Source organism: Centipeda periodontii DSM 2778 (assembly GCF_000213975.1).
In the GTDB taxonomy this organism is placed as follows: domain Bacteria; phylum Bacillota; class Negativicutes; order Selenomonadales; family Selenomonadaceae; genus Centipeda; species Centipeda periodontii.
The window spans coordinates 513,752-519,985 of sequence record NZ_GL892076.1 but is presented as its reverse complement, the minus strand read 5'-3'; the positions used below and the strand labels follow the sequence as shown (position 1 = coordinate 519,985).

8 protein-coding genes are annotated in these 6,234 nt (G+C 56.5%); all 8 read left to right on the top strand.

What is annotated here, in order from left to right:
• Positions 1-311 precede the first annotated feature (311 nt).
• The 8 genes from HMPREF9081_RS02300 (at position 312) to HMPREF9081_RS02265 (ending at position 6,104) form a co-directional block, all read left to right on the top strand.
• A complete protein-coding gene (locus HMPREF9081_RS02300; protein WP_006305322.1) occupies positions 312-710 on the top strand; it encodes an endonuclease domain-containing protein in 399 nt (132 codons plus the stop codon).
• A gap of 203 nt (positions 711-913) precedes the next feature.
• Positions 914-1,093 (top strand): hypothetical protein, encoded by a 180-nt coding sequence (locus HMPREF9081_RS02295; RefSeq protein WP_006305321.1) that lies wholly within the window; start codon positions 914-916, stop codon positions 1,091-1,093.
• A gap of 172 nt (positions 1,094-1,265) precedes the next feature.
• Complete coding sequence (locus HMPREF9081_RS14035; protein WP_006305320.1) at positions 1,266-1,439, top strand: hypothetical protein; 174 nt, start codon at positions 1,266-1,268, stop codon at positions 1,437-1,439.
• A complete protein-coding gene (locus tag HMPREF9081_RS02285; protein ID WP_006305319.1) occupies positions 1,436-2,068 on the top strand; it encodes an N-acetylmuramoyl-L-alanine amidase in 633 nt (210 codons plus the stop codon). The genes HMPREF9081_RS14035 and HMPREF9081_RS02285 overlap by 4 nt, the downstream gene beginning before the upstream one ends.
• Before the next feature lie 152 nt (positions 2,069-2,220).
• The gene (locus tag HMPREF9081_RS02280; RefSeq protein ID WP_006305318.1) at positions 2,221-2,505 is read left to right on the top strand and encodes a hypothetical protein; all 285 of its coding nucleotides are present in this window, start codon (positions 2,221-2,223) and stop codon (positions 2,503-2,505) included.
• 189 nt (positions 2,506-2,694) lie between these two features.
• Positions 2,695-3,891 (top strand): phosphoenolpyruvate hydrolase family protein, encoded by a 1,197-nt coding sequence (locus HMPREF9081_RS02275; RefSeq protein ID WP_040394300.1) that lies wholly within the window; start codon positions 2,695-2,697, stop codon positions 3,889-3,891.
• Positions 3,892-4,022: 131 nt separating this feature from the next.
• Positions 4,023-5,252: a Tm-1-like ATP-binding domain-containing protein gene (locus HMPREF9081_RS02270; RefSeq protein ID WP_006305316.1), complete on the top strand. Its 1,230-nt coding sequence runs from the start codon at positions 4,023-4,025 to the stop codon at positions 5,250-5,252.
• 21 nt (positions 5,253-5,273) lie between these two features.
• Positions 5,274-6,104 carry a phosphoenolpyruvate hydrolase family protein gene (locus tag HMPREF9081_RS02265; RefSeq protein WP_006305315.1) on the top strand — a complete coding sequence of 277 codons (831 nt, stop codon included), beginning with the start codon at positions 5,274-5,276 and terminating at the stop codon, positions 6,102-6,104.
• Positions 6,105-6,234 lie beyond the last annotated feature (130 nt).

Genomic DNA, 6,234 nt, shown 5'->3' with positions numbered 1-6,234 from the left:
GGGGGACCATGCGAAGCATGGTGGAAGGGGCGTCTTGAACGATCTGCGCATCTCCATCGTGAGAAAGGTACATCCGCTGTAAGCGCCCCTACCGGCTCGCACCGCTCGCCACCTCCCCCGTTCCGACGGGGGAGGCGAATAGAGCACATCCCCGCAAGGGGACGGAAACAAAACATCTTCCACGATAGAATTGTGGAGTGAAACAGTTTCAAAACCACATCCCCGCAAGGGGACGGAATGTGCGAACCCCAGCCTCCCCTGCCGCAGCGGGGGAGGGGGACCATGCGAAGCATGGTGGAAGGGGCGTTTTTATGCGTAACTACAACCAAAAAGTTAAGCAATACGCAAAAGAGATGCGGCACTGCATGACACCTGAGGAGCGTCGCCTTTGGTATGATTTCCTATCAAAAAGTGCATATCATTTTCGCCGTCAGCAGCCTGTTGGAAACTTCATTGTGGATTTCTATTCGGTTGCGTTGAAGTTTGCTATTGAAGTGGATGGCGGTCAGCATTTTGAGGAAGATGTGCGCGGGTATGATGTCAATAGGACAGCCTGTTTGAGTGAAAGAGGTATTCGACTCGTTCGCTTTACGAATCAGCAAATACGCAGGGATTTCCTCAGTGTTTGCGAAGCGATTGACAATGCAATCGCAGATATTGTTTCAGATGGTGAAATTGCTTGTACGGAGGACGATGGGCATATATATTGAGGAAACTCTGAGTAGTCGCCCCTATCGCCTCACTTCGTTCGGCACTTCCCCCGTAAACGGGGGAAGCTCATATAGAGATATCCCCGCAAGGGGACGGAAACTTTTTGTTGGAGAAAACCATTAAAACGTAATGACGGCATGGATCCAAGATAAGGATACGAAAGTCATTCGACTGACCTCGATCTATGTGAAGGAGTGACGTCATGGATATCAAGCTGTACGATAAAGTTCGGCTCAAAACAGGTGAGACAGCCTCTATTGTAGAGATTTATGAGATCGGTGTTGCCTATGAGGCGGATATTGACCGTATGGACGGCAGCATTGATACCGATACGATTCGACAAGAAGATATTCTTGCCATTGTGACAGAAAGTGCGGCATAACACATCCCCGCAAGGGGACGGAAACTCCTTGTGTTTCACGTGAACCATTAAAACTTGATTATAATTTCAAAACCACATCCCCGCAAGGGGACGGAAAAAACTCTCCTTTTCTGCTGTTGCAGCAAGTATTTCTTAGGAAAGAAACTTGCAAACACAGGAAAGGAGAATTTTTATGCGGAACGATCTGCCGCGTGTGGACTGGATGGTTGGGACGGGGCTTGTCACTGTCGCGATTCTGTCCGTCTTCTACGGGAGCGCGGAGCTGACGAGCAACATCGCCTCGGGCCTGATCGGCTTCCTCGGGCGCACGGTCATGATGCGCGGCGACAAGGAGAGTGCACGATGAGCGCGGTACTGCCCGCCTCCGCGATGCGGCGTGTGACCTGCGCCGAACTGCGGGAACTGGCGACGGCATACCGTCCCGCGCTCTATTACGCCGCCGCGCGCTGTGCACGTGAAACGAAGATTTACCTGCACTGGACGGCGGGACACTACGGGCAGTTCTTCGCGGACTACCATGTGCAGGTCGATGCGGACGGCGGCATCTACGTCATCGGGGACGGCGTACTCGATGACCTGCTTGCCGCGACGTATCTGCGCAACAGCGGGAGCATCAGCGTCGCACTCCTCGGATGTGTGGATGCGACGACGGAAAGCCTCGGCAGCGAACCCCCGACCGCCGCGCAGATCGAGGCGATGGCGCAGTCGGCGACGGCTCTTGCGGACGGGCTCTGGCTGACGATCGACAAGGAGCGCATCCTGACGCACGGTGAGGCGGCGGACAACGAGGACAGCGTGCGCACCCATGCTCCCTACGGTCCGCGCACGACATGCGAACGCTGGGATCTTGAGTATCTCGGCACGGAGGAAAGCCCTGCGTTCCACCCGTGGGCAGAGGACGGCACGCGCGGCGGCGATGTGCTGCGCGGCAAGGCGCAGTACTATCGGGAGCATGGAGAAGCAGCCCGATCTTAGCGGAACTCAATAAATTTTCATACAACAACAAAAATTAGTAGCAACTCCTAACAAAACTCGCATTCCCTTCGAATGCAATTCCCATCCATGTGCAGTATGATTTCCTTACAACGGGAAGAGATTTCTACACCCTCTGAAAGGTTGGGATTTACATGATGACCACAAAGATGATGAAGAAGACCGCCGTCGCGGCACTTGTCGGCGCGATGAGCTACGGTGCCGCAGGCATGGCAGCCGTCTCTGCGAATCCGCTGGGCGTGTCGCCACAGCAGCGCATAGCGTACACGAGTCTCGACGGGCGCGATGATGTGCAGCAGCTCGCATGGGGTGGAAAGCGCAAGAGCCGCAAGGGCGGCAAGAAGTACTCGCAGGGCAGCATCAATACGGCGATCATCGCAGGGGCTGTCGTGGGCGCGATCATTGCGAAGAATACGTGAGACGCTGCGGCGTCGAAGCACCCAATCCTACGGGAGTGGGTGCTTTTTTCGTATGGAAATATGCTATAATAATTTTATTGACGCTTCCTTTATCTCGTGGGCAGAGGATGAATTATCGTTCGATGCGTATGGGCAACAACTGTATTTTTGCGTGGCAGGTTATATGCAATGGCACGGGAGGTGCTGTGTATGGTTTCGTATACGGTCTTGCTGCAGCGATTGCGCGCGCAGCTTCATATCAACGGACATCTTGTCGGTGTTGCGGCGGGCTCGGGGATGACGGGAACCTACGCAATGATGGGCGGCGCGGACTTTCTGCTCGCGCTCAGTTCCGGGCGCTATCGGATTATGGGACGCGGTTCCTATGCGGGGTATTACTGCTACGGCAGCAGCAATGATATTACGATGGAGCTCGGGACACGGGAGCTGCTGCCCATTTTGCCGGACGCGCCCATCCTATTCGGACTTGCGGCGAGTGATCCCTTCATTCATCTCTATGAGTATCTCAAGGAGATTAAGGCGCACGGCTTTTCGGGCGTGGCAAACTTCCCAACCATTGCGCTGATCGATGGACAGTTCCGCCTCGCACTCGAAGAGGATGGGAATGTCTACGAGCGCGAAGTTGAGGCGCTTGCGCTGGCGCATCATTTGGGACTCTTTACCGTGGCGTTTGTCACACGGGAGGAGGAGGCCGAGGCGATGCTCCGTGCCGGTGTCGATGTGATCTGTGTGCATCTGGGGCTGACCAAGGGCGGTTTTATGGGGGCGAAGAAATATATTTCGATTGCGGAGGCGCAGCAGATCTGTGACCGGATTTTCTCTCTGTGTGTGCGCATGCATCCGGAGGCGATCCGCATGATCTATGCCGGGCCGGCCAATACTCCGCTGGATGTGGACTATCTCTATCGGCACACACCTGCACAGGGCTATATCGGCGGCTCCACCTTTGACCGGATTCCCGCAGAACAGGCGATTCTGCATACCATACGTGCGTTTAAGAATGCGGGAAGAAGTGGTGTGTCTGAAACATTTGCGACGGAGGCGCATGCGCCGGATGCGGTCGACTTCGTCAAGCAGTATGTGCACGAGCATTACGGACGTGAAATCCGGCTGCGCGATCTGGCGATCGTGCTCCATGTGTCGCCGTCGTATCTGAGCGCGCGGTTCAAACAGGAAACGGGCATGAGCTTTACCGCGTTTCTCCTGTCCTATCGCATGGAACGCGCGCGTGCGCTGCTCGAGGAGGGGCGCCTCTCCTGCAAAGAGGTGGCGGCGCGCTCGGGCTATCTGGATTACGCGCAGTTTTCGAAGATGTTCCGCAAATATCAGGGCGTTTCGCCGCGCGATATACGCTCATCTGAGATAAACACAAGTCGGAATCCATAGAATTCACAGAAATATAATATATACACAAGATTTCTATATAAAAAGACATATACATGCTGGCGAGAAAACGATAGAATGATTCTGTAAGCAACACGGTCGCATAGTTCTTTTTTCGTAAAAGGAGGGGTTCGATGAAAACAGTTGCACTCGCCGGTACATTTGATACAAAACGCGAAGAGCTGCTCTATGTGAAAAATCTGCTTGAACAATTAGGGCTCAGCGTGTTTACGATTCATACCGGTGTATTCGAGGCGGGGATTTCGGTCGATGTTGCGAATACAGAGATCGCGGAGGCAGCCGGAGAGGATATGAAGGCGCTTGCGGAAAAGCGCGATCGGGCGAAGGCGACCGCAGTTCTGGCGAGCGGGCTCGCAAAGATCCTGCCGAGACTCTACGCGGAGCAGCGATTCGATGGCGTTCTCTCGTTCGGCGGCTCCGGCGGGACATCGCTCGTCACGCCTGCTATGCGTGCGCTGCCGATCGGCGTGCCGAAGGTCATGGTCTCGACGATGGCATCGGGGAACGTCGCCCCGTATGTTGGCACAAGCGACATCATCATGATACCGTCCATCGTCGATGTGGCGGGGCTGAACGAGATCTCGCGCACGATCTTCCGCAATGCGGTGCTCGTGACAGCAGGTCTTCTGCGGCTGAGGGATGAACTGCCCGCTGAGGAGGGGGCGAAAAAGCCGCTCGTTGCCGCGACGATGTTCGGCGTTACGACGCCCTGCGTGAATTTTGCACGCGAGGCACTCGAGCGGCACGGCTATGACGTGCTCGTGTTTCATGCGACGGGGACGGGCGGCAAGACGATGGAGAGCCTGATCGCCTCCGGCTATTTCAAAGGCGTGCTTGATCTGACAACGACGGAGTGGTGTGATGAGCTCGTGGGCGGCGTTCTCGCCGCAGGCCCACATCGCTCCGAGGCGGCTGTATTGGGCGGTGTGCCGCAGGTGGTTTCCGTGGGAGCCGTGGATATGGTGAACTTCGGCGCACCGGAGACGGTGCCTGCACAGTTCGCCGGGCGCACATTTTATCAGCACAATCCGACGGTGACGCTCATGCGTACGTCTGTTGAGGAGAATGTCGCCGTCGCGGCGAAGCTGGCGGAAAAGCTGAACATGGCGGAACATGCGGGGCGGAGCGTCCTGCTCCTGCCGATGCAGGGCGTCTCCATGCTCGATGCCGAGGGGCAGGCGTTCTACGGACCGGAGGAGGATGCGGCACTCTTTGGTACGCTGCGGGAGAAGGTCGATCCGGCGAAGACGGAGATCGTTGCGATGGACTGCCATATCAATGATCGGGAATTTGCAGAGGCGGCGGCAGAGCGGCTCGTGCAGATGATGGAAGCACAGCGGTAGTTTTGGAACGGAGGAACAGAGATGCTTAGAAAATCCAGACAGGAGATCCTGCAGGACTTCAAAAAACAGGTAAAGGAGGGCAAGATCCTCGTCGGCGTCGGTGCCGGTACCGGCATCACGGCGAAGTGCAGCGAGAAGGCTGACGTGGACATGCTCATCATCTACAACTCGGGACGTTTCCGCATGGCGGGACGTGGCTCGCTCTCCGGGCTGCTCTCCTACGGTGACGCAAACCAGATCGTGCAGGAGATGGGGCGTGAGGTTCTCCCCATCGTGAAGAAGACCCCCGTGCTCGCCGGTGTGTGTGGAACAGACCCCTTCCGTGTGATGGATCTCTTTCTCGCCGATCTCAAGGCGCAGGGCTTCAACGGCGTCCAGAATTTCCCGACGGTGGGGCTGATCGACGGCAAGTTCCGTGCGAATCTCGAGGAGACGGGCATGGGCTACGGTCTCGAGGTCGACATGATCCGTATGGCACATGAGCTTGATATGCTGACCTGCCCCTATGTCTTTGATCCGGAGCAGGCAAAGGCGATGGCAGAGGCAGGCGCGGATATCCTCGTCGCGCATATGGGGCTGACGACGAAGGGCTCGATCGGAGCAGAGACGGCCGTGACGCTCGACGACTGCTGCGAAAAGATTCGCGCGATCATTGCGGCGGGGCGCAGTGTGCGCAGTGATATCATGGTCATCTGCCACGGCGGTCCCATCGCCGACCCGGAGGATGCGGCGTATGTCATTGAACACGTTCCGGAGATCGACGGATTCTTCGGTGCATCCTCCATCGAGCGCCTCGCCTCCGAGCGCGGCATGACGAAGCAGGCGGCTGCATTCAAGGCAATTCGAAAATAGGACGACATCTCTCGCGCTGAGTATTGTGTTTTTTGCAGGGGGCTGTTGCACGAATGCCCCTATCGGCTCGTTGCGCTCGCCACTTCCCCCGCTCTGGCGGGGGAAGCTAAGATGCCATAATTCTAGCCTT

What these genes read in the sequence shown, in the direction of transcription:
- HMPREF9081_RS02300 (WP_006305322.1), top strand. Translation starts at nt 312, where the DNA reads ATGCGTAACTACAACCAAAAAGTTAAGCAATACGCAAAAGAGATGCGG.
- HMPREF9081_RS02295 (WP_006305321.1), top strand. Translation starts at nt 914, where the DNA reads ATGGATATCAAGCTGTACGATAAAGTTCGGCTCAAAACAGGTGAGACA.
- HMPREF9081_RS14035 (WP_006305320.1), top strand. Translation starts at nt 1,266, where the DNA reads ATGCGGAACGATCTGCCGCGTGTGGACTGGATGGTTGGGACGGGGCTT.
- HMPREF9081_RS02285 (WP_006305319.1), top strand. Translation starts at nt 1,436, where the DNA reads ATGAGCGCGGTACTGCCCGCCTCCGCGATGCGGCGTGTGACCTGCGCC.
- HMPREF9081_RS02280 (WP_006305318.1), top strand. Translation starts at nt 2,221, where the DNA reads ATGATGACCACAAAGATGATGAAGAAGACCGCCGTCGCGGCACTTGTC.
- HMPREF9081_RS02275 (WP_040394300.1), top strand. Translation starts at nt 2,695, where the DNA reads ATGGTTTCGTATACGGTCTTGCTGCAGCGATTGCGCGCGCAGCTTCAT.
- HMPREF9081_RS02270 (WP_006305316.1), top strand. Translation starts at nt 4,023, where the DNA reads ATGAAAACAGTTGCACTCGCCGGTACATTTGATACAAAACGCGAAGAG.
- HMPREF9081_RS02265 (WP_006305315.1), top strand. Translation starts at nt 5,274, where the DNA reads ATGCTTAGAAAATCCAGACAGGAGATCCTGCAGGACTTCAAAAAACAG.